This is a genomic window from Dietzia sp. NCCP-2495, assembly GCF_026011735.1.
GTDB lineage: Bacteria > Actinomycetota > Actinomycetes > Mycobacteriales > Mycobacteriaceae > Dietzia.
Genome location: NZ_BRVN01000008.1, coordinates 25605 through 48718 on the forward strand (window position 1 = coordinate 25605; position 23114 = coordinate 48718).

A 23114-nucleotide genomic window follows, 5' to 3' on the forward strand; every position below is an offset into this window, starting at 1 on the left:
CGTCCCGTGCCGGCGTCATGTCTCGGCCCCGTCAACTGACCGATATGAATCCGAGGTCTGAAGTTAATGACTAGTCCAGGCTCGCGCACACACTGGCGGAAGCGCCTGTTGTATGTGCCCCTCGTCCTCGTGCTCGCGTACCTGGTCGTCTGGCCGCTGTACAAGCTGCAGTCGCTGGCGTTCGAGAACGGCGCACGTGGATACCGCTCCCAGTACGGACGGGCCGATATCGTCGAAACCCTACAGACGACGGCTGCTCTCGCCTTCTTCTCGTTGGTGATCGCGATGGTGTGCGGCACCGTGTTGGCCTACGCCACCACGCGGCTGCCCCGGCGGATGGGTTTCCTCAAGATGGTCCCCATCCTGCCGATCGTCATCCCGTCGGTCGCCAACGTCGTGGGGTTCGCGTTCCTGCTCTCACCCGGGCCGGGCTATATCAACATGGCGCTGCGCATGCTGCCCTGGTGGGATCACCTCCAAGCCGGGCCGATCAACGTGTACAGCTCCACGTGGATCATCATCATCACCGGCTTCAGCCTGACCTCGTTCGTCTATCTCTTCGTCAGCGCCGGAATGCAGAACATCAGCGGCGAGCACCTCGAGGCCGCGCAGATCAGTGGTTCGGGCTCGATCGGAACGTTCTTCAAGGTCGTCCTCCCGCTGCTGCGTCCGTCCTTGATCTACGGCGCCGGCGTGGCACTCCTGCTGGGGCTGGGCCAGTTCACCGCACCGCTGCTGTTGGGCCAGAACGAGGGCGTCAAGGTCCTCGCGACCGAGATGTACATGCGTGCCTCCGAATCGCCGATCAACTTCGCCGCTGCCGCTGCCGCGGGGTCGCCGCTGGTCATCGTCGGCATCATCGTCGTCTTCGGCCAGAAGATCCTCCTGGGAAACCAGTCCCGCTTCGTCACCCACGGTGGGAAGTCCTTTGCCCCGGTGTCCGGGTCCTCGCCCTGGGCCGCGGTGATCGTGGCACTGTACGGGCTGGTGGCGCTCGTGCTCCCACTCGTCGGAGTGATCATGGTGTCGCTGATGCCGTACTGGTCCGGCACGCTCACCTGGGACCTGTTCACGCTGACCAACTACCGGGCCCTGCTGACCACGCCCGGGATCGTCGATTCTGTCGTGACCAGTGTCGTGACCTCGATCGCGGCTGTGCTGATCTGTGTGCCGATCGGGTTCGGCGTGGCCAACCTGATGGTTCGCCACAGGGAACTGAAGTGGCTGCGCACCATCGCGGACCTCATCACGGCCATGCCGATGGGCATCCCCGCGGTGATCTTCGGCGTGGGCTTCCTGCTGACCTACACTGAGCCTCCGCTCATCCTCTACGGGACCCGCGCGGTCATCATCCTCGTCTACGTGGTCCTCATGATCCCGTTCGCGACCAGGATGCAGCTCACGGCCCTGATCGCAATGGGTGACAAGTACGAGGAGGCGTCCGCGGTCTCCGGGGCCGGCCCGGTGGCCACGATGCTTCGGGTGACGCTCCCGATGCTGCGTCCCGCGATCCTCAGTTCCATCGTGCTGATGTTCATCCTCCTGACCCATGAGTTCGCGGCGTCCCTGATGGTCCGCTCCGCGACGACCCAGGTGATGGGAACCCTGCTGTATGACCACTGGAGCAACGGCTCGTACACCCTCGTCGCCGCGATGGCGATCCTCATGTCTGCCGTGACCGGCACCGGCGTCGCCGTCGCGATGCTCGTGGGTGGTCGAAACGTCCTGGAAAAGCTGTGAGTCCGCGGGCCCCGGAAACCGGGTTCGACGACCGTTCCGCCGCGCAATGCCGGCACCACGAATGTGAGGAGTACCGATGACCGCCACGATCGAGATCTCAGGTCTGACCAAGCAATACGGAACCAACGTCGTCGTCGACGAACTCGACGTCGAGATCAACGCGGGGGAGTTCCTCGTCCTGCTCGGCCCGAGTGGATGTGGCAAGACCACGACACTCAGATGCCTGGCCGGGCTCGAGACCCCGGAGAAGGGGTCGATCACCTTCAACGGCGAGCCGATGTTCGACGCCGCGGCCCGGACGAACGTCCCGCCGAACAAGCGGAGCATCGGCATGGTGTTCCAGTCCTACGCGCTCTGGCCGAACATGACGGTGCGCAAGAACATCGCCTATCCGCTCAAAGCGCGAAAGATGAAGGACGCCATCGCCGGGGGGCGGGTCGAGGAGGCCGCGGCGATGGTGGACTGTGGGCACCTGCTCGACCGGCTCCCCGCGCAACTCAGTGGTGGACAGCAACAGCGCATTGCGGTGGCCCGCGGAATGGCGGCGAGGCCCGACCTCATGTTGTTCGACGAACCGTTGAGCAACCTCGACGCTCTGCTGCGCGACCAGGTGCGGACCGAAATCCACCGACTCCACGCCGAGCTCGGATTCGGTGCCGTGTTCGTGACTCACGACCATTCCGAGGCGTTCGCGCTAGGGGACAGGCTCGCGATCATGAAGAGCGGCAAGATCGAACAGCTCGCGACGCCACAGGATGTCTTCGATCAACCGGTCAGTGAGTACGTCGCGGACTTCATCGGCATGTCCAACCGGCTCGAGCTCCATCGCTCGGGACTGGAATGGACCACCGCCGCCGGCACGGAACTGCCGCTGAAGTGCGAGACCAACGGCTACAACGCCGTGGCCGCGCGGTTGTGGCCGGACGACATCACCCTGCACAGTGCGACCGAGGACGTGTCGGATCGTGAGATCGTCCTCGACGCCACGCTGGAGTCCGCGGAGTTCGGTGGCCGTCACTATGACGTCCAGGTGGCCGCGGGCCCGGAGACGTACCGCTTGCGGGCCTCGTCGGCGGTCCACGGGCAGTGGCTCCGCACCGCCGCGGTGGGAGAGCCCGTCGTCATCAGCTTCCGTTCGGATGACCTCAAGATCTACCCGCTCGACCAGGCCGCAGCTGCAGCCTGACCAGCGTGGACGGCCGGAAATCCGGCCAAATTGAATTAAGTTCAAGAATATGGTTGACGAGGACATCGCAGCCGTGTAGACATGAACTGAATCCAGTTCAAAGAACCCTCGAAAGGAAACGATCATGGTGCAGACCGATCACGTTCTGTTGGAGAAGGACGGCCCCGTCGCCCGCGTCTGGCTGAACCGCCCGCACGTCAAGAATGCCGTCACGGTGGAGCTCCTCCACCGACTGGACGAGATCATCAAGGAGGTCGACGCCGACCCCGATCTCCGGGTCCTCGTCCTCCGCGGTGTGCAGAACCAGTTCTGCTCGGGCTTCGACCTCAACGAGCTGCTCGGCGACTTCGTCGGCACCACCAATGCCATGGACGTCGGCGTCCTCTCGGCTCAGGTGTGCGACCGCCTGTACTCCATGAACACCCCGTCCGTCGCCGTCCTCGAGGGCTTCGTCACCGCCGGTGGCTTCGAGCTCATGATCTCGTGTGACTTCGCGATCGCCGCGGACGACGCGAAGATCGGCGACTTCCACATCCGTCGTGCACTGTTCGGCGGCGCCGGCCCGATCTACCGCCTCCCGCGCATGATCGGTCTCCGCAAGACCAAGGAGCTCATGCTCACGGGCAAGCTGCTCTCGGGTAAGGAGGCCAAGGACTTCGACCTCATCAATGACTCGGCTCCGGCCGACAAGCTCGACGAGTGCGTCGAGGAGTTCATCGGCCAGCTCACCGACAAGAGCCCGTTCATGATGAAGCTCACGAAGATGGCCGTGAACCAAGGCCTGGACGCGGACATCAAGTCGCTCATGATCATGGAGCACTTCGCGGTGGGCAACTCGCTGCAGTCGGCTGACGGCAAGGAGGGTGTCCAGGCATTCCTCGAGAAGCGTGAGCCGAAGTGGGTCGGCCGCTGATCTGACAGCACTCAACGGAGCGGGAAACGTCCACGTACAAGAGCAGGAGCACACGATGTCCCAGAACGAGAATCAGAACCCGCAGTTGCGGGGGAGTCGGTGTGGAGACTGCTCGACGGTGGCGTTTCCCGCGTCCGTGAGCTGTCAGCGCTGTGGCGGTTCCGACACGACCGAGATCGACCTGTCCGGCACCGGCACGGTGTGGACCGCGACGATCCAGCGTTTCGCGCCCAAGTCGCCCCCGTACGTCCCGCCGGCCGACGGGTTCCGCCCCTTCGGGGTGGGGTACGTCGAGCTCCCCGAGGGCGTCAAGGTGGAGGCCCTCCTCGACGGGGACTCGCCCGCCGAGCTCATCGGCAGCGAGGTCGTGTTGGTCGAGTCCCATCCCGTGCCGCGGTTCGCCACGGTCGCGGCCACCCCGAAGGAGAACTGATGTCGGACGTGTTCATCGTCGGTGCCGGGCTGTCCAAGTTCGGCCGCCAGGACGGCGTCACCGGCCGGCAGATGGCCGTCACGGCGATCCGGACCGCCCTGGCAGATGCCGAGCTGACGTGGTCGGACGTGCAGATCGCGTTCGGCGGCAGCGACGGGTCGGGTCTGGCGGACACCCTGGTCGCCGACCTGGGGCTGACCGGAATCCCTTTCACCAACGTCAAGAACGGCTGTGCGACCGGCGGTAGCGCCCTGGTCTCGGCGATCAACGCGATCCGCTCCGGTGCCGCCGAGGTCGCCCTGGCCGTGGGCTTCGACAAGCACCCGCGAGGTGCTTTCGACCCGCGTGCCGAGGAGTGGGGCCTGTCCGAGGGATACGGCACCCACGGACTCATGGTCACCACCCAGTTCTTCGCGATGAAGATCACCCGCTACATGGCACGTCACGGGATCTCCGAGATCACGCTCGCCCGGGTCGCCGAGAAGGCGTACCGGAACGGGAGTATCAACCCCAACGCCTGGCGTCGGGATCCCAAGACGATCGAGGAGATCGCCGCGTCGCCGATGGTCAACGACCCGCTCACGCAGTTCATGTTCTGCAATCCGGGCGAGGGCGGCGCCGCGATCCTGCTGGCATCCGAGAAGGTGGCGGAGCGCATGGGCGGCCGTGCCGTCGCGGTACGCGCCGTGTCCACCGGTACCCGACCCTTCGGCTCGTTCGAGGTCTTCAGCCCCGCCGTCCAGGGGGAGGGAGAGCCCAGCAGCGTGAGTACCGAGGTGGCGCGTCGTGCGTTCGAGACGGCCGGCGTCGCACCGTCCGACATCCAGGTCGCTCAACTCCAGGACACCGAGTCCGGCGCCGAGATCATGCACATGGCCGAGTGCGGATTCTGCGAGGACGGTGAGCAGGAGCAGATCCTCGCCCGGGGCGATACCGAGATCGGCGGTCGGTTCCCGGTCAATACCGACGGCGGATGCCTGGCAAACGGCGAGCCGATCGGTGCCTCCGGACTCCGTCAGGTCCACGAGATCGTCACGCAACTCCGCGGCGAGGCGGGGGAGCGGCAGGTCCCGAACTCTCCTCGACTCGGATTCACCCACGTCTACGGCGCACCCGGTATCAGTGCGTGCACCATTCTCGAAGGAGGACGTCGATGACCCCCCAGACCTCCGGGGCCACTGCGACGCAGCCGGCCGGCCTGACCGAATTCATCGACTCCGCGCGAGCCTGGCTGTCCACCGTCGCCGCGCCACGCCAGTCCCGCCCGTGGGGCGAGGGATCAGATGCCGTCGTGGTGTTCGAGAACTGGACTCCCGAGCAGGAGCGAGTCGAGACCGACCGCCGCCGCGACTACGAGAAGGCCAAGTTCGACGCCGGATTCGGCGCGCTTACCTGGGGCCCCGAGTACGGCGGTCAGGGACTGCCGATCGCGTTCGACCTCGCCTTCCGCCGTCTCGAGGCCGAGTTCGACCTGCCGCAGCGCACCGAGATGTTCCCGGTCACGCAGCAGCTGATCGCCCCGACCATCGCACAGTGGGGAACCGAGGAGCAGCGCTCCGAGTACGTGCGGGCGATGCTGCGCACCGACCTCATCGCGTGCCAACTGTTCTCCGAGACCGAGGCCGGGTCCGACCTGGCGTCGGTGCGGACACGTGCGGTGAAGTCCGGCGAGAAGTGGTTACTGAACGGTGCCAAGGTCTGGACGTCGGGAGCACCGGTGTCCGACTACGGCGTGGCGGTGTGCCGGACAGACCCGGAGGTGCCCAAGCACCAGGGACTGACGGTCTTCATCGTGCCCCTCGACAGCCCCGGGATCACCGTGCGGCCTATCCGCCAGATGACCGGCGGCTCGTCGTTCAACGAGGTGCTCATCGACGGCGTCGAGCTGGACGATTCCTTCCGTCTCGGCCCGGTCGGCGCGGGCTGGAAGGTCGCCCTCACCGTGCTGGCCGCGGAGCGCCTTGACTCGGGCAACCTCGGTCTCGACAACGCCGACCAGGCCGTCGAACTCGCCCGCAACATCGGCCGGGACCTCGACGCACTTGAGAAAGACACGGTCGCCGACCTGATCTGCCGGAGCTTCGTCCAGCGCCTGGTGGGGATGCGCGTGGCCGCCGCCGTGGTGGCCGGTCGCGAACCGGGCCCGGAGGCGTCGGTCGGCAAACTGCTCGCCACGGACACCATGGCGCGCACCTCGGAGACGGTCCGCACGCTGCTCGGCCCCGAACTCACCCTGCGCGGCGAGAAGTGGGGGACCTGGGCGTGGACCGAACACGTCCTCGGCGCCCCCGGCTACCGGATCGCCGGCGGAACCGACGAGATCCAACGAAACATCCTCGCCGAGCGCGTGCTCGGCCTACCGAGGGAGCCCAGGGCATGACGACCGCCGACACCACCTCCGAGGACGCACAGGTGGCCGCGCTCCGCGAGCGCGTGATCGCCGGACTCGAGGCCGCGGGCGTGGCCGGACCGTTCGGCACGCTCGATCCCATGCTCGGTGGGCATTCGGGTCTGACCTACCGGATCGCCGGTGCCGGTGAGTCCTTCGTGATCAAGGCTGTGCCCCCGGGGCAGAAGGCCATCGGACGCCACGACATGCTCCGCCAGGCGCGGATCATGACCGCCCTCGAGAAGACTGACGTCCCCGTGCCCGGCATCCGGGCCACTGACGAGACCGAGCCCGGCTGGTTCGCGATGGACCTCATCCCGGGTGAATCGCTGGAGCCGGTCCTCGACGACCCCGCGGTCGAGCCGACCCTGGCGGCCGCCCGCATGCGGCGCGCAGCCGAGATCCTCCCGGTGCTGCACGCGGTCCCGCTGGACTCGCTGCCGATCGACGGCGACGTGCTCACTCCCGCGGACGAGCTCAAGCGCTGGTCCCGCACGATGGGCGCGGTCCCACCGGAACTCGTCCCCGACGCCGCCCGGTTGGAGGACATGCTCGCGGCACGCATCCCTGATGCGGTCGACCCGGTGTTGGTCCACGGCGACTACCGGCTCGGGAACATCCTCTCTGACCGCACCGAGCCGGCGGCACTGATCGACTGGGAGATCTGGAGCCCCGGCGACCCGCGCGTCGAACTGGGCTGGTTCCTGGTGTTCGCCGACGGATCGAACTTCCCCGGGGTCGGCCGCGAGGTCCCCGGACTGCCCTCGGCCGACGAACTGATCGACATCTACAGGGCCGCCGCCGGACCGCTCACCGACTTCACCTGGTTCGACGCGCTCGGCCGGTTCAAGATGGCCGCGATCATGGGCCACAACCTGCGGCGTCACCGCGAGGGCCGGCACCACGACCCGGCCCAGGAGCAGCTCCCCGACACGATCAGCAGACTCATCGTCACCGGCATCGAACGCCTGGCCTGACGCAGAACCCGAGAAACGAGAGACGATCATGGACTTCGCGTTCACCCCTCGCACGGCGGAACTCGCCGCCAAGCTCGAGACGTTCATGAAAGAACATGTCTTCCCCGCCGAGGAGGTGTACGACCGCCAGATCTCCGAGAACGACAATCCGCACGAGCAGCCCCAGGTCATGCGGGACCTCCAGAAGACCGCCCGCAAGCAGGGGTTGTGGAACCTCTTCATGGCCCACGGCGACCTCGGCGCCAGCCTGACGAATCTCGAGTACGCGCCGCTGGCCGAGATCGTCGGCCGGTCGCTCATCGGCAACGAGGCGATCAACTGCTCCGCCCCCGACACCGGGAACATGGAGATCCTCGCGCTGTACGGGACCGAGGAGCAGAAGAAGCAGTGGCTCGAGCCGCTGCTGAACTGTGAGATCCGTTCGGCGTTCGCCATGACCGAGCCGGATGTCGCGAGCTCGGACGCGACAAACATCTCGACCAGCATCCTCCGCGACCGCGACGAGTACGTCATCAACGGTCGCAAGTGGTACGCCTCGGGCGTGCTGGACCCGGACTGCAAGCTCATGATCGTCATGGGCAAGTCGGATCCTGATGAGTCGACGTACCGCCAGCAGTCGATGATCCTCGTCCCGATGGACACCCCCGGCGTGACGGTTGTGCGCGACCTGCCGATGCTCGGCTACCACGATCGACTCGGCCACGGCGAGGTCCTGTTCGAGAACGTCCGCGTCCCGGCGTCGAACATGCTCGGTGAGGAGGGCGGAGGCTTCGCGATCGCCCAGGGGCGCCTCGGACCCGGTCGTATGCACTACGCGATGCGCGCCATCGGCATCGCCGAGCGGGCGCTGGAGATGATGTGCCAGCGCGCGACCGACCGCGTGGCGTTCGGCGAGCCGCTGGCCAAGCGCGGAGTGATCCGGGAGTGGATCGCGCGGAGCCGCATCGAGATCGACCAGATCCGCCTCATCACCTTCAAGGCGGCATGGCTCATGGACACCCAGGGCAACGCCGCGGCCCGCTCCGAGGTGGCCGCGATCAAGGTCAGCGCCATGGAGACCGCCCACCGGGTCGTCGACCGGGCGGTGCAGACCTACGGTGCCGCCGGCGTCAGTGACGACAACATCCTCGGCCGCTTCTACTCGCTGACCCGCGCGTTGCAGATCGCGGACGGACCGTCCGAGGTCCACCTGCGCACGATGGCGCGTCTGGAACTGAAGAAGTACACCCCCTCGAAGGAGAACGCGCGATGAGCACCGCACCCCGACTTCTCGACGGCAAGGTCGCCCTGGTCACCGGCGCCACCCGCGGGCTGGGAAAGGCCACGGCGTTCGCCCTCGCCGAGGCCGGCGCGACTGTCATCGTCTCGAGCCGTAAGACGGACCATTGCGAGGCGGTGGCCGCGGAGATCACCGAGGCCACCGGCACCACGGCCCACCCGCTCGCCCTGCACGTGGGCGACTGGGACGCGATCGAGCCGGCGGTCGACGCGATCGTCGCCGAGCACGGGTCGCTCGACGTTGTGGTGAACAACGCCGGCATCGCGCCGCTCGCCCCGTCCTCGCTCGAGGTCAGCGAGGGACTGTTCAGCAAGACGATCGACGTCAACCTCAAGGGCCCATTCCGCCTCATGGCCGTGGCCGGCGACAGGATGGTCACCGCCGGTGGCGGGTCGATCATCAACATCTCGAGTATCGGCGCCGAGCGTCCGAGCCCGCCGGAGGCCACGTACGCGGCATCGAAGAACGGGCTCAACGCGCTGACCCGGGCGTTCGCCCAGGAGTACGCGCCGACGGTGCGGGTCAACTGCATCATGCCGGGCGCGTTCGCCTCGGACATGGCGGCGGACTGGGATGAGGAGTTCCTCGGCCTGGTGGTGAACCGGCTCCCCGCCGGGCGCCTCGGTGATCCGAAGGAGCTCGCCGGCATGGTCGTCCACCTGGCCTCGGACCAGGCGGGCTACACGACCGGCGCACTCATCCCGGTCGACGGCGGTCGGACGGCGGTCTACTGATGGCCACCCCCGCGGACATGTTCGACCTGACCGGCCGTGTGGCCGTGGTGACCGGAGCGTCCTCCGGGCTGGGGGACGGGTTCGCCCGCACCCTCGCCGCCGCGGGCGCCACCGTGGTGGCCGCCGCCCGCCGTGCCGACCGGCTCGCCTCGCTCGCGGCTGATCTGCCTGGGCTGGTCCCGGTCGAGTGCGACATCACCGTGCCCGCCGACCGCGAGCGCCTCGTCGCCGTGGCATCGGAGATCAACGGCGGCGTCGACATCCTGGTGAACAACGCCGGCCGGCCGGGCCCCCCGGACGCGCTGACCGAGAGCGCCGAGGAGTTCGACGACATCCTGCGGGTCAACCTCACGTCCGGCTTCCATCTTTCGGTGGCCGCCGTGACGGCACTGCCGGAGGACCGGGGCATGTCGATCGTCAACATCTCGTCGGTGGTCGGCCTCGTCTCGACCGCCCCGATTGGCGGTGCCGGGTACGCGGCGAGCAAGTCCGCCGTGATCGGCACGACCCGCGAGCTCGCGGGTCAGTGGGGCCGGCGGGGGATCCGTGTCAACGCGGTGGTCCCGGGCTGGTTTGATACGGAGATGACCGACGGACTGTTCACCAACGACAAGTCCGCCGGGTGGGTGCGCCGCAACTCCATGCTCGGCCGGGGCGGCAGGGCGGGCGAGGTGGACGGCGCGGTGCTGTTCCTCGCCTCCGACGCCTCCAGTTATGTCACCGGGCACGTCCTCACCGTGGACGGTGGGTGGACGGCGAGATGACGACGACGGCGACGGGTGCGGCTGCCGCGGCGGAACCCCCACTCGAGATGCGGGCCCTGCGGCTCAGCGAGTGGGGCGCGGCGCCGACCCTCGACCGTGTCCCGGTCCCGCGACCCGGCCCGGGGCAGGTGCTGCTGCGCGTCGACGCCGCGGGCCTGTGCCATTCCGACCTGCACATCATGGACGCCGCGCCGGGTGTGCTGCCATACGAGCTGCCGTTCACCCTCGGCCACGAGGTCGTGGGCACGGTCGTCGAGGTGGGCGACGCCGCCGATGCCGGCTGGCTCGGGAGGAGCTGCGGGGTCCACGGCGTGTGGTCCTGCGGTAGCTGCCGCAAGTGCCTGGCCGGTCGCGACAACTACTGCGTGACCCTCACCGGCCCCATCGGGTGCGGCACCGGACGCGACGGCGGCCTGGCCGATTACATGCTGGTGCCGTCCGTGCGACATCTCGTCGAGGTGGACGCAGCGGCCGGACCCGCGGTGGCCCCGTTGACCGACGCGGCTCTCACCGCCTATCACGCGGTCACGTCCCAGCCTGTGGACCCGGCGGGCGCGATCGTCGTGGTGATCGGCGTCGGCGGACTCGGCCACCTCGCCGTGCAGCTGCTCGCCGCGCGTGAGCCGGCGGTACTGATCGGCGTGGACCCGCGGGCGTCCGCTCGCGAGCTGGCCGTACGACTGGGCGCTGACCACGCGGTGGACTCGGTCGACGAGGCCACCGCGCTCGTGGCAGAGCTCGCGGGTGACACCGGTGCCGACCTGGTCATGGACTTCGTCGGAGCCGCCCCGACGCTGGACAGCGCGTCGGGACTCATGGCGACCGGGGCGACCCTGGTCGTGGTGGGCTCGGCCGGCGGCCATCTCACCGTCGACAAGCAGGGTTCGCTGCCGCGGGGCTGGCGCGTCGAGGCGCCCTTCTGGGGCCCGCACCGACACCTGCAGGACGTCATGGACCTGGCCTCCACCGGTGCGCTGTCCGCCGTTGTCGAGACGCGGGGCCTCGATGAGGTCCTGGACGCCTACGAGGACCTGCGACACGGCCGGGCGGCGGGCCGCCTCGTCGTCGTCCCCTAACGCCACATCACCCACATTCCCTCACACCATCCAAGGAGAACGCGACCATGAAGCAGCTGGCCCGGGACGTCACCGAACGTGCAACGCGAACCCCCGACGCCATCGCTGTCGTCGACGGGGAGGGCACCCACACGACCGCCGAGGTGGCCGAGGCCGCCCGCGAACTCGCCCGCGTGCTGGAGGCCGCGACCGACGGCCCCGCCACCGTGCTGATCCGCGCCGACAACTCCTGGCGCACCGTCGCCGCCGCGATCGCGGTGGGCCTGACAGGTGGCCTGCTCGGCGTGATGAGCGGACACGCGAACAAGTCGGAGTTCGACATCGCGATGGAGGACCTCCAGCCCGATGTGGTGGTGGCCGACGGACCCCTGGGCGAGGTCTGGGACCTGGCCGGGCACGGTTTCGTCCTCGCCGGCAACGCACTGGCCGGCTGGGAGGTCTACGGGCCGGCCGACAGCTCCTCCCGCGGCGTCGAGCGGTGGAAGGGCGGCGCGGTGGCGGCCATGACCTCCGGCTCGACCGGTCGGCCCAAGTGCGTCATCCAGACCGAGGACGCCCTGCGCTACGCCGGACAGTCGACGATCGAAGCGGTGGGACTGGAACCCGGCGACGCGATCGGTGCGCTCGTCCCGCTGTCCTCCGCCGCGGCCATCTGTTTCGGCATGTACCTGCCCGCGATGCTCGGGGGCGCCATGGTGGCCGACGCGAAGTGGAACCCGGAGCGCGCCGTCGCGCTCCTGCGGGACAACGCGGTCGCCTGGACGATGCTCGTGCCCACGATGGCGCTGCAGCTCACGCTCGTCGACGGTGCCGACGGCGCGCTGTCGGCCATGAAGGCCATGACCGTCGGCGGCGGGCCGATGAACCAGAATTCGCTGCACTCGGCCGAGACCAAGCTCGGGACCACGTTCCTGCGGGTGTTCGGCATGTCAGAGGCGCTCGGCCACACCACGCCGCTGCCGGGTGACGACGTCGAGGTGCGGCTCGGGCGCGACGGTCGGCCATTCCCGGGAACCGTGTCCCGCGTGGTCGACGAGAAGGGGAACGTCCTCGGCGCCGGCGAGATCGGCTCACTCCAGGTCCGGGGGCCATCTGTGTTCCTCGGCTACGCGCGCGGGGGCCTGCCCGTCGCGCCCGACGTCACCGAGGACGGCTTCCTCGCCACCGGTGACCGCGCGGTGCTTTTCGACGACGGCTGCGTGAGTATCCGGGGCCGCGAGAAGGACCTCATTATCCGCGGCGGCCGCAACATCGACATCAACGAGGTCGAGGCGGCCCTTGCCGGAATCGCTGGCATCCACCAGGTCTGCGTGGTGCCCGTGCCCGACCCCGTGTTGGGAGAGCGGGCGGCCGCCCTGGTCGTGCCCGACGGTCGCGCGCCCGGTCTGGAGGAGATCCGACGTGATCTCGAGGCCGCGGACTTTCCGAAGTTCAAATGGCCGGAGTTCGTGATCGAGGTTGACTCGCTCCCGCAGTCGCGGGTCGGCAAGCTCGACCGTGCGGGTGCCGCGACCCTCGCGGCCTCGCTCTCCGGCGGCGGAACCGGGTAACACGGCGTGAGCGGCTGCTATAGCCGATATGGTGTGATCTGAAGTCAGTTTTATACAATTTCCAGGAAAGTACACCGAGTATGGGGGAGTGACGCATGGCGGTCGCGACGAAAACCGAGAGTCCGCGTTCCAAGCGCACGGTCATTCTTGACGCGGCCGTGGCGCACTTCGGCAGTGTCGGGTACGAACACACCAAGTGGGCGACGGTCGCGCAGGACGTGGGGATCGGCCAGACCGCGCTGTACCACTACTTCGAGTCCAAGGCGCACTGCCTGCTCACCATCATGAGTTCGGAGCTCGAGCGGTATCGCGAGAGATTCGAGGCCGCGGTCGAGGGTTCGGCCGATGCCGACACCGCCCTGCGGGCGGCGGTCGCGAGTGCCTACGACATCACGGAGAGTGAAGCTCTGTCGGCCCGGATCCTCCTCGACCACATCGACATGTTGGCGACGCCCCGGTCGTCCGCCCGCGAGGAAGAGGTGCGGGTCCGTGCACGCGAGCTGGTGCGCGTGGTGGAGAAGAACTGGAGCGACCTGCTCGGGCGGGGAATGGACTCGGGGGAGTTCCCGAGGCGCGACGAGAAGGAGCTCGGCCGGTTCGTGCTGGGACTCATCAACTCGGTGTGGAGTTGGTACCGTCCCGGCGGATCGCGGAAGCTCCCCGAGATCGCGGATTCGGTCACCAGCGCCTGCCTGCGACTGGTGCACTGAGCCCGAGCCGTCCCGGCGATCTCACCCACCCCGCAGTCTGATCCACCCCGGCATCTCACCCACCCGGAAGTCTGATCCACCCCGGCGGGAACGTCGGGGTGGTACTTTGCCCTTAGTGTCTGAAGTGAATTCAAGTTCGGAGAAGTGATGTACAACCTGATCGTCATGGCATCCAGGCCGAGTGAATGGACCCACGAGCAGTTCATCGAGTGGTGGCGCGGCGAGCACGCCGACGTGACCTACCCACTGCCCGGGCTGCGTCGCTGGTCCCACACCGCTGTCAAGGAGACCGGTCCCAACCGGCACTCACAGGGGTGGGACGGGGTGTCCGTGCTGTCCTTCGACTCGAAGGAGGCGTACGAGGAGATGCTGAAGAGTCCGGAGTGGGCCAAGGCCGCCGAACACGTGGGGTCCATGGGAGGTCGCGCCATCATGGTGATGGGCGAAGAGCAGATCATGGTCCCGGGACCGTGACCTCGCAGGGGTCGGACTGGGCCGAGGTCGGGTGCTACCAGGTGGCCGACTCGGTCTACCGGATCCCCCTGCCTATGCCGCAGGACGGCCTGCGGGCCATCAACGTCTACGTTGTCCGCGGTGACGAGGGCGTGTCGCTGATCGATGCGGGATGGAACGTCCCGGGAAATCTGGAGATCCTCCGGGAGGGACTCGCGTCCGTCGGTGCGGCGCTCGAGGACATCACGGACGTCCACGTCACGCATATCCATCGGGATCACTACACGATGGGGCCCGAGCTGCGCAGACGAGTCGGGTCGCGCATCCACCTCGGCCGCGCGGAGGAGCCCGGACTCACCGTGCTCCGCGACCTGGCGAACGCCGTGCCCATGGATTCGCTCGAGCAGCTCCGGCGCGGCGGTGCTCCCGGCGTCGCCGAGACCGCCCTGGCCCGGGGGCTCGAGGACGACTGGTTCGAGCGGGACTGGGAACTTCCCGACGAGTGGACGGAGCAGGGCCCGGTTTCGGTCGCGGGGCGCGAGATGCGGGCCACCGTGACGTCGGGCCACACCAAGGGGCATCTGGTCTTTGACGACACCGGTCTCGGGGTGACCTTCACCGGTGATCACGTGCTGCCACGCATCACCCCGTCGATCGGGTTCGAGCTCGGAGGGTGGGACAACCCGCTCGGGGACTACCTGACCTCGCTCGCCGCGATGCTGGATCGACCCGATTCGGTCATGCTCCCGGCCCACGGCGTGGTCGGTGGAAGCGTGCACGCGCGCGTGCGCGAACTGCTCGACCATCACGATTTGCGGCTCGACGCCACCCGTCGGGTCCTGCTCGCGACCCCGGGGGTCACTGGTCTCGGCGTGGCCACCGCGCTCCCGTGGACGCGCCGGGAACGCCGTTTCTCCGAGCTCGACGACTTCAACCAGATGATCGCGATCTGCGAGACCATGGCGCACCTCGACGTGCTGGTCGCGCGGGGACAGGCCACAGTCGACCGGGTGGTGGGCGAGGCGCAGCACTTCATCGCCTCCTGACGGCGTATGCGGGCTGCCCACCGAATCCTCCTGAAGGCGTCTGCGGGCCACCCACCGAAGCGGGAGGGAGCCCTCAGCGTGCGGTCCACCCGCCGTCGGCGTAGACCTCCGCTCCGGTCATGAAGCCGGCGTCGTCGCTGGCGAGGAACGCGACGCAGCCCGCGATCTCGGCGGGGGTTCCGAGCCGGCCCATGGGGGTGTTGGCGAGCATCCCGCGATGTCGTTCGGATCCCTCGTACCGCTCGAGTAACTGCAGGGTCTCGATGAAGCCCGGGTGTAGGGAGTTCACCCGGACGCCTTTGGTGGCCCAGTGCAGCGCGGCGTTCTTGGTCATGGTCCGCACCGCGCCCTTGGCGGCGTGGTAGGCGAAACTGTTGCCGAAGCCGCCGACGCTGCCGAGGATCGAGCACACATTGACGATCGCGCCGCCGCCGGTGCGCTCGATCGCCGCCCCGGCGTGCTTCATCCCGAGCCATACGCCGGTCTGGTCCACGTCGATCACGCGCTGCCAGTGCTCCGGCGACTCGTCCTCGACAGATTTGATGCTGCCGATCGCCGCGTTGTTGACCAGGGCGTCGATCCGACCGTGGACCTCGAGGGTGCGCTCAACGGCCGCGATCCAGCCATCCTCCGATGACACGTCGAGTTCTAGTGCGAGATGACCGCGGGCGGGGAGTGAGGCGGTCAGGTCGGCGACCTGGGAGCCGGCGAGGTCGGCGGCCACGATGACGGCGCCCTCACTGGCGAGACGTGCGCAGATCTCGGTGCCAATCCCTCCGGTGGCGCCCGTGACCAGGACGATCCGATCGGTGAAGCGTTCCATGAGTGCCCTCTCGGTAGCGTGCGATTCGGCGCGGTGCGGGTGCGGTCGGGACCGCGAGGCGCGCATGAATCGAACTCGGTTCAGTATACGATGATGGTCCGCAGCTCAGGCGGGAAATGCCACCATGAGAGCGTCGGCCACGCATGCGGGGGAGTCTTGCCCCTCGATTTCGATCGTGTACCGGACGCAGCCGAGCACGCCGCCGTGATCGATCTCGCGCGTCCACTCCACACTGCCACGGGCCCGAAGTCGGGAGCCCGGCCGGACGAACGACGGGAACCGCACCTTATCGAGCCCGTAGTTGATCGCCCGACCTGCGGCGTCGAACGTGAACAAGTCGGAGCTGAGTCGGGGGATCAGTGACAGGGTGAGATAGCCGTGGGCGACGGTGGAGCCGAGCTCTGAGGCGGCCGCCCGTTCCGTGTCGACATGGATCCACTGGTGGTCTTCGGTGGTGTCCGCGAACGCGTTGATCCGATTCTGGGTGATGGTGAACCAGTCGCCCGCGCCGAGGTCGGTGCCGGCGGCGTTCTTGAACTCGTCCACGTTTCGGAAGGTGATGGTCATGAGTGGGTTTGCTCCCGTTTTCGAGTACTGAATTCAGTTCGGTTGCGAGAACTCTACCTCGCCCGGGGTGAGGGGCATGGGGTCCGGCAACTCAGGCGAGCCGGAACTCGACGATCGGAATGTCCGCGGGTCGGACTGCGCCGTGTTTCGAGACCACGCTTTCCAGGAACCTCTACGACTCTGGGTGATCTGTCCGGTAGCGGGCAAGTGCCTGCGCCGACTGGTCCGCGGGGAGCATCGTCGCTGTTGCCGGGTGGCGGCGAAGGCGTCCGGTACTGATGAAGCACGTCGGGGTAGCGCGGAGATTCCGGTACCACTGTGAGGCATGCCCGAAGCCGCTGGCGACGAGTAGCCGGTCGGGGGCCGGGCGATCGATCACCTCCAGGCAGACGAATCGCGGCCTGCCCGATGATCACCCCGTGTGCTCGAGGAGCATCAGTCGATTCCCGAGTATGCCCCCGAGTCCCCACCGGTAGAGGTGGATAGGCGCCCCTGCCGTGTGTCGGTTCCGCAGTACTGCCAGCCCGATTCCGCTGGGGGAGAGGTCCATGCACCCACGGTCGCACCATCGGCGGCGGGGCGCGACCAGTGGCGGGGCGCGACCACGGATTCGCCGGCGGTGATGGTCGCCAGCGCCCGGGGCGGGATACCGTACTCAGGGTGAACTCGGGTGACAGGGTGGATGCGAGGCCGGGAGTCGGTCCGATGCGGCAGGGATTGACGATTGGGTACGTCCCGGGCGTGCAGCCCGACAAGTGGCTGACCCGCTGGCGTGAGCGGCACCCCGACATCCCGGTGGCCGCGAGACGAGTGGGTGATCCGCGGACGGACCTTGCCCATACTGCGGGGGAGAACGGTTTCGACGTGGTGTTCTTCCGCGAGTCCGCCGACGATTCACGCACGGCGCCGGAAGGCCTGCTGCGGGTGCCGTTGTACACCGAGACGATGGCGGTTCTCGCGGAGAAGGACCATGAACTGGGAGCGTTCGACTCGCTGACGAAGGACGATCTGGAGGGTGAGACCTGGCTCGATCCGGTGGACACACTTGTCGCATCTCCGGACGAGGTCGCCTCCGCGGTCGATCTGGTGGCGGCGAATGTCGGGCTCCTGGTCCTGCCGCTCCCGTATGCACGGTCGCTCAGTCGGCGCGACGTGGTGATCCGTCCGCTGGAGGGTGTGCCCGCCACGCGGATGGGCGTGGCGTGGTCCTCGAAGCGTGAGGGGGATGTGCTGATCGACGAGTTCGTCGGCATCGTCCGTGGCCGCAAGGCGGCGAGTTCGCGTGGCGGGTCTGACGCGCCGCGGGAGAAGCGGACGGCGAGAGAGAAGGCCGCGGCCAAGGCGCAGGCCCGTGCTGAACGTTCGGGAAAGGTTGGTGGCGGAACCAGCGGCCGGTCCGCACGGGGCGGCCGCTCGACTGGCCGACGGTCGCGCTGAGGACGAGCATCGTCGCAGGCGCGGCGAAGCCCGCTCAGCGAGCGCCGGGGGCGCCGACCATGGCCAGGGCGAACTCGAGGTGACGGGCCACCACGTCGTCGGCGGACAGCGGACCGTCGGGCCTGTACCAGGACGCGATGGAGACGCAGAGCGAGGCGATGGCACGCGCTGTGTCCTCGGGATGCTCGCACGTGAATTCGCCGGCGTCGACGCCCGCACGGATCGCCTGCTCGATCATCGCCTGCTGTAAGTCGCGTTGGGCGACATGGTGGGCTCGGACGTCCGCGTCCATGCTGCGCATCTCGGTCGAGGCCACGAAGGCGTGGTCGCGCCGTGCCATGTGGAACCGGGCGAGGCATTCCACCACGTTCGAGAATCTGGTCGTGGGGGAATGGCCGGCGTCCTCGGCGGCAGCCGCGGTGTGCGCGAGCATCTCGGCCATCGCGGCGTCGACCACCGCGGCCAGGATCGCCTGCTTGGACTTGTAGTGGTGATACAGGCCGGGAACCGAGAGTCCCGCGGTCTCGGCGATCATCCGGATCGACGCCCCGTGGTACCCGTGCCGGGCGAACACCTCGAGCGCGGCACGAAGCGGCGGGGACAGCCCGTCGGGGCCGAATTCTCGCCAGTTGTCCATGCGTCCATTCTCCTCGTCGGTCGTTGTGGTCCCGCGGTACCCCCAGGGTTGACACTCCATGTGGTGTGGGTAACACTATGTCACACCGAGCGATCGTTCGGTCGGGAACGTGTCGGGCCGAAAGGCGAAACGGAGGTTGGGAATGAGCAGCACGGGATCACGGCCCTGGCGGGAGCTGTACCGCCCGGGGCTAGACGAGGACGTGGTGTCGCGGCCCTCGACGATCGTGGATGCCTGGCGCCGTCGCGTCGACGCGAACCCCGACGGCCGCGCTATCGCCTACTTCGACACAGCTCTGACCACGCGTGAGGTGGACGCACAGTCGGACGCACTCGCCGTAGCGCTCCAGGATCGCGGTGTCGGGGCGGGGGACCGCGTGGGGATCCATCTGCAGAACATTCCCCAGTACGCCCTGGCGATGCTGGCACTGTGGAAGATCGGGGCGGCGGCGGTAGTGCTCAACCCCATGTACTTCGGGCGAGAACTGCGGCTTCCAGTCGAGGATTCGGGCGCCGTCGGCGTGATCGCGACGGACCGTGACGTGCCCGCGATCCGCGAAGCCGTCACCGGTACCGCCGTGGCCTGGATCCTCAGCACCAGCGAGCGCGACCTGCAGACGCGTGACGACCCCCGCGTCTACCAGGACACGGAGAAGGCCGCCCCTTCCACGGACGGCGACCTGGTCGAGGCGATCACCCGGTTCGAGGGGCAGGCGCCGACGCCGGCCGAGATCGCGCCGGACGACCTGGCGCTGTTGACCTACACCTCGGGCACCACCGGTCCGCCCAAGGGTGCGATGAACTCGCACGCGAATGTGGTGGCCGTGGCCCGCAGCTTCGGCGAATTCGTCGGAGTGGTCCCGGGCGACGTGGTCCTCGCCATCGCCCCGCTGTTCCACATCACGGGCGCGGTCATCAACGCGACGCTCGGCCTGATCAGCGACACGACTCTCGTCTTTGCCGGCCGGTTCCGGCCTGAGGTCATCCTCGACGCGTTCGCCGAACACCGTGTGACGTACACGATCGGTTCAATCACCGCCTACAACGCACTCATGCGCCTAGACGAAGCGGGCCCTGAACACTTCGCCTCCGTCAAGAGCCTCTACAGCGGTGGGGCGCCCATCCCACCGTCGACAGTCGAACGGTTTGAGGAACGGTTCGGCCACTACATCCACAACGCCTACGGCATGACGGAGACGACTTCCGGGGTCGTCGCGGTACCTCTCGGGCGCCGCGCACCCGTCGACCAGGCCAGCGGCACCCTGTCCATCGGCGTGCCGCTCCCCGGGATCGACGCGGAGGTCGTCGGTCCGGACGGGGACCGGGTCGCCCCTGGTGAACAGGGTGAACTCGTACTGTCCGGTCCGCAGATCGTCTCCGGGTACTGGCGGAACGAGGCGGCCACCGCGTCGACCATGCCCGGTGGCCGACTCCATACCGGGGATGTCGCCGTGATGGACGCAGACGGGTGGGTGTACCTCGTAGACCGCCTCAAGGACCAGATCAACGCCTCCGGGTACAAGGTCTGGCCTCGAGAGGTCGAGGACGCACTGTACGAGCACGAGGCGGTGTTCGAAGCGGCGGTCGTCGGTCTGCCCGACGAGTACCGCGGAGAGAAGGTGGTCGCGTTCGTCTCCCTCAAGGCCGGACACGCCGCCACACCGGACGAGTTGGTCGCTTTCGCCTCCGAGCGGCTCGCCGCCTACAAGAGGCCGTCGGAGATCCATCTCCTCGGCGAACTCCCCAAGACACAGACGGGCAAGATCCGTCGCCGCGAACTGCGCGACGACAACACCCCAGCCACCCCCTCACACTCTTCCGAAGGGAACTAGAACACCATGACCGAGGTCTACACAGACTCTCACGGAGCCGCGCAGGGCAGCGGCTCCGCTGCGGCCGCGGCCCGGCCCGGCAAAGGCAACCGGAATGCCGTCAGATCACTGGTCGCGAGCACCACCGGCCAGCTCTTCGAATGGTACGAATGGACCGCCTACGCGGTGTTCGCCCCGTTCATCGCCGCGGCGATGTTCAACGACGCCAACCCGGTCTCGGCGCTGCTCGCGACCTTCGCCGTCTTCGCCGTCGGGTTCCTCATGCGCCCGCTCGGCGGCATCGTCTTCGGCCGCATCGCCGACGTCAAGGGCCGCAAGCACGTCCTCATCGTGACCATGCTGATGATGGCCGGAGCGAGCCTGCTGATCGGTGTGCTGCCGAGCTACGAGTCGATCGGCATCGCCGCGTCGGCGCTCCTGCTCCTGTCACGGATGATCCAGGGCTTCGCCCACGGCGGCGAGTCGGCGACCGCGTACAGCTATGTCGCCGAGATCGCGCCGCCGCACCGCCGCGGCATGTGGGGCAGCCTGGTGTTCGTCGCCATCATGGGCGGCACCGTGATCGCCTACGGCATCGGCGGTGGCATCACCGCGCTGATGTCCGAGTCCGCTGTGGGCGAGTGGGGCTGGCGGATCCCGTTCCTGATCGGCGCGTTGTTCGCCCTCTTCGTCCTCTACCTGCGTCGCAGCATGGAGGAGTCGGAGGTCTTCGACACCGCCGAGGCCGTCGAGTCCGGCGATAAGGACGTGTCTGCGGACACGGTCGTGACGACCTTCTCCCGCGGCCGTATGGCCGGCGCGATCGGGCTCGTCGTGGCCATGGTCTCCGGCATCACCGTCGCGCACTACACGTGGAGCTCGTACGCCTCCACCTTCGCCATCACGCAGCGTGACATGGACGCCGGCTCCGCCTTCTGGATGATCTTCGGCAGCCAGCTCATCGCGCTGTGCACCCTGCCGTTGTGGGGCCTGCTGTCGGACAAGATCGGTCGCCGCCCGGTGATCTTCATCTTCGCCGTGGGCACCATCATCACCACGCCGTTCCTCATGGGGATGATCAGCGATCAGCCGTGGACGCTGTTCGTGACCTCCCTGATCGCCATGACCCTCGTCGCGGCGGCCGGGTCGATCCTCTCCTCGTTCATGTCCGAGGCGTTCCCCACCAAGATGCGCTCGGCTGGCATCGGTTTCGCGTACTCGTTGTCCGTCGCCGTGTTCGGCGGCAGCGCCCCGTACCTCAACGCCCAGTTCATCCAGTGGGACCTGTACTGGCTGATCAGCGCCTACATCGTCTTCCTGTGCGTGTGCACGATCATCGCCACGGCCGTCATGAAGGAGACCCGCGGCAGCGACCTGCACAAGGTCGGTAGCAACTGATCCGCTCACCCGACCGGCCACCCGGTGGCCGGTCGGGTCCTGCTCCACCACCCGATCGACCATCTACGACGAGGATCGAGCAATGACCACATCACCGTCAGAGCACGAGGACCTGCCCATCGCGGACCTACTAAGCCCGGATCTGGTGGGCCCCCGGCTCGCCGAGGCCACCGGCGACGAGTCCTGGAAGGATTTCTCCGCCGAGCTCATCGCCGGCGGCAAGTCCAACCTCACGTTCACCCTCCGCTCGGACGCCGGCGAGGTCATCCTCCGCCGTCCGCCCACGGGCAAGCTCCTCCCCAGTGCCCACGACATGGAGCGCGAGGCGCGCATCCAGCTCGGCCTCGGCCCCACCGACGTACCGGTCGCGCAGGTGCTGCTCAACGAGACCACCGGCGAGGACCTGGGCGTTCCGTATTACGTGATGGAGAAGGTGGTCGGCCACGTCATCCGTGACGAGCTACCGGCGGGCTTCGCCGGGTCCGACGACGACAAGGCCGCCATGGCCGACGCGCAGATCGACGCCCTGGTGGCGCTCCATTCCGTCGACCAGGACGCCGTCGGACTGGGGGATCTCGGTCGCCCGGACGGCTATCTCGAGCGGCAGCTGCGTCGCTGGCTGGGGCAGTCAGAGAAGGCCCACGAGTCCGTCCGCACGGACCGCCTGGCGGAACTGGCCGCCCGTCTCGGCGAGAGCATGCCCACCTCGCCGTCGTCCCGGATCACCCACGGCGACTACCGCCTGGACAACTACGTCGTGGACCCGTCCGACCCCGGCAGGATCCTCGCGATCCTCGACTGGGAGCTGTCGACCCTCGGCGATCCCGTCGCGGACCTCGCGCAGACGGTCCTGTACTGGGGCGATCCCGACGGACCGACGGTCCCGCTGATCCCGTCGCTCACCACCGAAACCGGCTGGCCCGGCCCGGACCGCCTACTCGAGCGCTACTGCGCGGCGACCGGCACCGATCCGTCAGAGATGCCCTGGTACCTGGCGTTCGCCACCTTCAAGTTCGCGGCCATCGCGCAGGGCGTGGCCACCCGTTCGCTCGCCGGCGACATGGCCGGCCAGGACTTCGGTGACATCGGACCGCAGATCCGCGACCTGGTCGACCACGGCCACTCGATCCTCGACTCCCGGAAGGGGACCTCTTCATGACCGACACTGGCACCACTACTCCCGCCACCACCG

22 protein-coding genes and 1 pseudogene are annotated in these 23114 nt (G+C 68.0%); 19 read left to right on the forward strand and 4 right to left on the reverse strand.

Features of this window, described 5'->3' with window-relative positions:
• Positions 1-66 precede the first annotated feature (66 nt).
• The 15 genes from OPF83_RS08930 (at position 67) to OPF83_RS09000 (ending at position 15250) form a co-directional block, all read left to right on the forward strand.
• Complete coding sequence (locus OPF83_RS08930; RefSeq protein WP_264887048.1) at positions 67-1740, forward strand: iron ABC transporter permease; 1674 nt, start codon at positions 67-69, stop codon at positions 1738-1740.
• Between the two features lie 76 nt (positions 1741-1816).
• Positions 1817-2926: an ABC transporter ATP-binding protein gene (locus tag OPF83_RS08935; protein WP_264887049.1), complete on the forward strand. Its 1110-nt coding sequence runs from the start codon at positions 1817-1819 to the stop codon at positions 2924-2926.
• Positions 2927-3050: 124 nt separating this feature from the next.
• On the forward strand, positions 3051-3839 hold the full coding sequence (locus OPF83_RS08940) for an enoyl-CoA hydratase/isomerase family protein (protein ID WP_264887050.1): 789 nt from the start codon (positions 3051-3053) through the stop codon (positions 3837-3839).
• A gap of 55 nt (positions 3840-3894) precedes the next feature.
• Positions 3895-4272: a Zn-ribbon domain-containing OB-fold protein gene (locus OPF83_RS08945; protein ID WP_264887051.1), complete on the forward strand. Its 378-nt coding sequence runs from the start codon at positions 3895-3897 to the stop codon at positions 4270-4272.
• Positions 4272-5429: a thiolase family protein gene (locus tag OPF83_RS08950; protein ID WP_264887052.1), complete on the forward strand. Its 1158-nt coding sequence runs from the start codon at positions 4272-4274 to the stop codon at positions 5427-5429. The genes OPF83_RS08945 and OPF83_RS08950 overlap by 1 nt, the downstream gene beginning before the upstream one ends.
• Positions 5426-6652, forward strand: coding sequence for an acyl-CoA dehydrogenase family protein (locus tag OPF83_RS08955; RefSeq protein ID WP_264887054.1), 1227 nt, complete (start codon positions 5426-5428; stop codon positions 6650-6652). The genes OPF83_RS08950 and OPF83_RS08955 overlap by 4 nt, the downstream gene beginning before the upstream one ends.
• Entirely contained in the window at positions 6649-7638 is a 990-nt protein-coding gene (locus OPF83_RS08960; protein WP_264887056.1) for a phosphotransferase family protein, read from the forward strand. The genes OPF83_RS08955 and OPF83_RS08960 overlap by 4 nt, the downstream gene beginning before the upstream one ends.
• Positions 7639-7666: 28 nt before the next feature.
• Positions 7667-8890 (forward strand): acyl-CoA dehydrogenase family protein, encoded by a 1224-nt coding sequence (locus tag OPF83_RS08965; protein ID WP_264887058.1) that lies wholly within the window; start codon positions 7667-7669, stop codon positions 8888-8890.
• Positions 8887-9651 (forward strand): SDR family NAD(P)-dependent oxidoreductase, encoded by a 765-nt coding sequence (locus tag OPF83_RS08970; protein ID WP_264887060.1) that lies wholly within the window; start codon positions 8887-8889, stop codon positions 9649-9651. Before OPF83_RS08965 ends, OPF83_RS08970 begins: the two co-directional genes overlap by 4 nt.
• Positions 9651-10415 carry an SDR family NAD(P)-dependent oxidoreductase gene (locus OPF83_RS08975; RefSeq protein ID WP_264887062.1) on the forward strand — a complete coding sequence of 255 codons (765 nt, stop codon included), beginning with the start codon at positions 9651-9653 and terminating at the stop codon, positions 10413-10415. The genes OPF83_RS08970 and OPF83_RS08975 overlap by 1 nt, the downstream gene beginning before the upstream one ends.
• The gene (locus OPF83_RS08980; RefSeq protein WP_264887064.1) at positions 10412-11491 is read left to right on the forward strand and encodes an alcohol dehydrogenase catalytic domain-containing protein; all 1080 of its coding nucleotides are present in this window, start codon (positions 10412-10414) and stop codon (positions 11489-11491) included. Before OPF83_RS08975 ends, OPF83_RS08980 begins: the two co-directional genes overlap by 4 nt.
• Positions 11492-11538: 47 nt before the next feature.
• Positions 11539-13041, forward strand: coding sequence for a class I adenylate-forming enzyme family protein (locus OPF83_RS08985; protein ID WP_264887066.1), 1503 nt, complete (start codon positions 11539-11541; stop codon positions 13039-13041).
• Positions 13042-13136: 95 nt separating this feature from the next.
• Entirely contained in the window at positions 13137-13751 is a 615-nt protein-coding gene (locus OPF83_RS08990) for a TetR/AcrR family transcriptional regulator (protein WP_264887067.1), read from the forward strand.
• 147 nt (positions 13752-13898) lie between these two features.
• Entirely contained in the window at positions 13899-14225 is a 327-nt protein-coding gene (locus tag OPF83_RS08995; protein WP_264887068.1) for an EthD family reductase, read from the forward strand.
• On the forward strand, positions 14222-15250 hold the full coding sequence (locus OPF83_RS09000) for an MBL fold metallo-hydrolase (RefSeq protein ID WP_264887070.1): 1029 nt from the start codon (positions 14222-14224) through the stop codon (positions 15248-15250). Before OPF83_RS08995 ends, OPF83_RS09000 begins: the two co-directional genes overlap by 4 nt.
• 73 nt (positions 15251-15323) lie before the next feature.
• Here the strand turns inward: OPF83_RS09000 and OPF83_RS09005 are convergent, their stop codons facing one another.
• From OPF83_RS09005 to OPF83_RS17480, 3 genes and pseudogenes are all read right to left on the reverse strand, one after another.
• A complete protein-coding gene (locus tag OPF83_RS09005; RefSeq protein WP_264887072.1) occupies positions 15324-16073 on the reverse strand; it encodes an SDR family NAD(P)-dependent oxidoreductase in 750 nt (249 codons plus the stop codon).
• A 105-nt stretch (positions 16074-16178) separates the two neighbouring features.
• Positions 16179-16640, reverse strand: coding sequence for a MaoC family dehydratase (locus tag OPF83_RS09010; RefSeq protein ID WP_264887074.1), 462 nt, complete (start codon positions 16638-16640; stop codon positions 16179-16181).
• Positions 16641-16812: 172 nt separating this feature from the next.
• Positions 16813-17037 (reverse strand): annotated as a pseudogene (locus OPF83_RS17480) (nitroreductase family deazaflavin-dependent oxidoreductase); the annotation flags it as partial.
• Between the two features lie 308 nt (positions 17038-17345).
• Between OPF83_RS17480 and OPF83_RS09015 the strand changes: the two are divergent.
• The gene (locus OPF83_RS09015) at positions 17346-18077 is read left to right on the forward strand and encodes a LysR family transcriptional regulator substrate-binding protein (RefSeq protein WP_264887076.1); all 732 of its coding nucleotides are present in this window, start codon (positions 17346-17348) and stop codon (positions 18075-18077) included.
• Between the two features lie 34 nt (positions 18078-18111).
• On the opposite strand, the gene OPF83_RS09020 is transcribed toward OPF83_RS09015, so the two are convergent.
• The gene (locus OPF83_RS09020) at positions 18112-18714 is read right to left on the reverse strand and encodes a TetR/AcrR family transcriptional regulator (protein ID WP_264887078.1); all 603 of its coding nucleotides are present in this window, start codon (positions 18712-18714) and stop codon (positions 18112-18114) included.
• A gap of 142 nt (positions 18715-18856) precedes the next feature.
• On the opposite strand from OPF83_RS09020, the gene OPF83_RS09025 reads away from it, so the two are divergent.
• The 3 genes from OPF83_RS09025 to OPF83_RS09035 all read left to right on the forward strand — a co-directional run bounded on the left by OPF83_RS09025 (position 18857) and on the right by OPF83_RS09035 (position 23081).
• Positions 18857-20545 carry a class I adenylate-forming enzyme family protein gene (locus OPF83_RS09025; protein ID WP_264887080.1) on the forward strand — a complete coding sequence of 563 codons (1689 nt, stop codon included), beginning with the start codon at positions 18857-18859 and terminating at the stop codon, positions 20543-20545.
• Positions 20546-20551: 6 nt separating this feature from the next.
• Positions 20552-21922: an MFS transporter gene (locus OPF83_RS09030; RefSeq protein ID WP_264887082.1), complete on the forward strand. Its 1371-nt coding sequence runs from the start codon at positions 20552-20554 to the stop codon at positions 21920-21922.
• Positions 21923-22004: 82 nt separating this feature from the next.
• On the forward strand, positions 22005-23081 hold the full coding sequence (locus OPF83_RS09035; RefSeq protein WP_264887084.1) for a phosphotransferase family protein: 1077 nt from the start codon (positions 22005-22007) through the stop codon (positions 23079-23081).
• Positions 23082-23114 lie beyond the last annotated feature (33 nt).